Source organism: Mesorhizobium sp. M7A.F.Ca.CA.001.08.2.1, assembly GCF_003998455.1.
Lineage (GTDB): Bacteria > Pseudomonadota > Alphaproteobacteria > Rhizobiales > Rhizobiaceae > Mesorhizobium > Mesorhizobium ciceri.
In genome coordinates this window covers 1-550 of the sequence record NZ_RZPW01001425.1, presented here as the reverse complement: position 1 = coordinate 550, position 550 = coordinate 1, and the positions used below count along the sequence as shown (strand labels likewise).

Annotated in this window: 1 protein-coding gene and 1 pseudogene; both read right to left on the bottom strand. The window is 66.2% G+C overall.

What is annotated here, in order from left to right:
- Window positions 1-237 (bottom strand): annotated as a pseudogene (locus EN914_RS37785) (RimK family alpha-L-glutamate ligase); the annotation flags it as partial.
- 134 nt (window positions 238-371) lie between these two features.
- Window positions 372-550: methenyltetrahydromethanopterin cyclohydrolase (locus EN914_RS37780; protein WP_281034714.1), on the bottom strand; the 179-nt coding region annotated here is incomplete at its 5' end.

The following is a 550-nucleotide window of genomic DNA, read 5'->3' as shown; positions in this document are numbered from 1 at the left end:
CCCGAGGCGCCGGGTAACCGCTTCGAACGATCCGGCGGCGATCGAACGGACGAGCACGGCGTCGGGCAGCGTGCCGCCGAAGCCGGGGATCGTAAGTCCGCTCGGGCTGCTGGTATCGAATGCGATCGCCGCCAGCGGCACGGCTGTAACGGCGCCGCCCCCCCGACCAAGTCCTGCCGCCAGGCCGTTGGAGCCGGTGTCCACTTTGTCGCTGACGATCAGGATGCGAGGGATCATGTGGCCTCTCGGGTGCGGGAATGTCGGCGGCGCGAGCGATTCCACGCCCTCATGGTAGCGTCCGCGGCAGGGCTGCACGGAAGGCAGTCGCCGGGCGGGCGAATGACAGACGAATCCCTTTGCACCGCCATGCCCTAGCCGAGACTCCGTTCGAGCATCTTCAGATCACGCCGACCGGCGCGAAACGTATCGCCGGTTTCGATCGCTGTCACGATCACTTCAGCCGGGCTGAACAGCAGCGGGTCGATGGCATAGAAATCGCCTTTGAACCGCGTGAAGATCTCGGCGAAGGGTTGGCCGTAGTCCCGTGAGG